At 78.4% G+C, this 1,950-nt stretch carries 2 protein-coding genes and 1 pseudogene; all 3 read left to right on the top strand.

All coding sequences use genetic code 11. From position 1 onward, the window contains the following. Positions 1-406, top strand: a pseudogene (locus KBX37_RS33695) (hypothetical protein); the annotation flags it as partial. Next, positions 406-1,158: a hypothetical protein gene (locus tag KBX37_RS33690; protein ID WP_210779861.1), complete on the top strand. Its 753-nt coding sequence runs from the start codon at positions 406-408 to the stop codon at positions 1,156-1,158. The pseudogene KBX37_RS33695 and the gene KBX37_RS33690, both read left to right, overlap by 1 nt. Further along, on the top strand, positions 1,155-1,950 hold a 796-nt coding region (locus KBX37_RS33685), incomplete at its 3' end, for a contractile injection system protein, VgrG/Pvc8 family (RefSeq protein ID WP_307849320.1). The genes KBX37_RS33690 and KBX37_RS33685, both read left to right, overlap by 4 nt.

Genomic DNA, 1,950 nt, shown 5'->3' with positions numbered 1-1,950 from the left:
CCCCGGACCGCCGGCCGGCCCCGGGGCGGGCCGGGCGCGCGGGGCGTACCCGGGTGACCTCGCCCGGACGGCCGAGCACCCCGGCGTCGCCGCAGCGGCGCGCACCGGCTTCGACAGCGCGTCCTGGTCCGCCGACCGGTGGCCGCCGGCGCAGCCCGGCGACGGGTGGCCCGACGCCGTCGCGCCCACCCCGGCACCCGACCCGTGGCCGGTCCTGCCGGACGGACCGGCGGGCGGCGGCGCCGGGGGCGTACCCCCGACGGGAGCGACCACGACGGGGCCGGTGGGGCGGTGGGCCGTGGATCCGTGGCCGGCGCTGCCCGACGACCCGGCGTGGCGGCCGGCCACCGGCGACGCTGACGGCGAGCGGCTGCGCCGCCTCGACCACGAGCAGCGGGGGGTCTGATGGAACGGGTGGCCTTCCTGGTGGACTCCTCCGGCGTCCGGGTGGACTGCCTGCTCAACCCGGAGACCGTGCAGGTGACCCGGCTGGCCGGGGTACGCCCGCGCGGCGTCGGCGACGGGCAGCTCACCGGCGCCGGGCTCGCCGACGACCCGCTGGTCTTCACCGGCGGCGGCCGCACCGAGCTGGTGCTCGACCTGCTCTTCGACACCGACCTGGTGGACGCGCCGACCCGCCCGGAGGACGTGCGCGCCCTGACCCGTCCGCTGTGGATGCTGGCGGAGAACTCCGCCACCGCGCACGGCTGGCTGCGACCGCCGCTGGTCCGGCTGGTCTGGGGCAAGACCTGGAACGTCCCCGGCGTGATCGTCGCGATCGCCGAACGGTTCGACGCGTTCACCCTCACCGGCTCGCCCCGCCGGTCCTGGCTGCGGCTGAAGCTGGTGCGGGTGGCGGAGTCCGCCGACGAGGCCCAGGAGGGCTTCGACGAGGAGCTGGCCGCCGCCACCACCCCGGTGGCCGCACCCGGTTCGGCGGTGGTGGCCGCCGGGGACGGCTCCGCCGTGCCCGGGTACTCCGGGGTCCGCTTCGACCTGCTCGCCCACGACGCGCTCGGCTCGCCGCTGCGGTGGCGGCTGCTCGCCGAGCACAACCGGATCACCGATCCGCTGACCGTGCCGGCCGGCACCGCCCTCGCGGTGCCCCCGCTGACCGCCACCGCGACCACCCCGCCCCCGCCGGGAGGTGCCCCGTGACCGCCTGGCCGACGGTGCTGCTCGACGGGGTACCGCTGGACGCGCGCCGGCTCCGGTCGGTGCGGATCGCCGGGCGGCTGGACCAGCCGACCCAGTGCGAGATCGGCTACGCCGCCGGCCCCGGCCCCGCCGCACTGGACCTCGGTCCCGGCCCGGCGGTGCCGACCGGCGCGAGGATCGACGTCCGGCTGGACGACGCCGGCCTGGTCTCCGGGGAGGTGACCAGCGTCGAGGTCGAGTACGCCGCCGACGGCGCCGCCCTGGTCCGGCTGCGGGGCTACCAGCCGCTGCACCGGCTGCGCAAGCGGCAGCAGTTGCGGGTGTTCGAGTCGGTGACCGCCGCCGACCTGGCCCGGGACCTCTGCGCCGAGGTGGGCCTCGACGTCGACGCCGAGGAGGACGGCCCGCGCCTGGAGCGGGTACTGCAGCACCGGCACAGCGACCTCGACCTGCTGCTGGAGGTGGCCGGCCGGGCCGGGCTGCACCTCGTTGACGACGAGGACCGGCTGCGGCTGGTCACGCTGGACGGGCACGGCGAACCGGTCACCCTGACCCTCGGCCACACCCTGCACTCGCTGCGGATCGCGGCCAACCTGGATCGGGCCGCCGGGCAGAGCGCGGCGCTGGGCTGGCATCCGCAGCGCGCCGAGCCCAACAGCCCGCGGGCCGACGCCGCGCGCACCGGCCGCCGCATCCCGCTCGACCCGGACCCGGCCGCCGTCGGCGCGGGCGGGCTACGCACCGCGGTGGACCAGCCCGGCCGCAGCGACGACGAGCTGGCCGCCATCGCCC

Origin of the sequence: Micromonospora sp. U56 (assembly GCF_018070095.1) — a bacterium.
In the GTDB taxonomy this organism is placed as follows: Bacteria; Actinomycetota; Actinomycetes; order Mycobacteriales; family Micromonosporaceae; genus Micromonospora; species Micromonospora purpureochromogenes.
Note: the sequence above shows the minus strand (reverse complement) of the source record. Positions and strands in the feature narration are given on the sequence as shown.

Coding starts and splice junctions, on each gene's coding strand:
- KBX37_RS33690 (WP_210779861.1), top strand. CDS start 406: ATGGAACGGGTGGCCTTCCTGGTGGACTCCTCCGGCGTCCGGGTGGAC.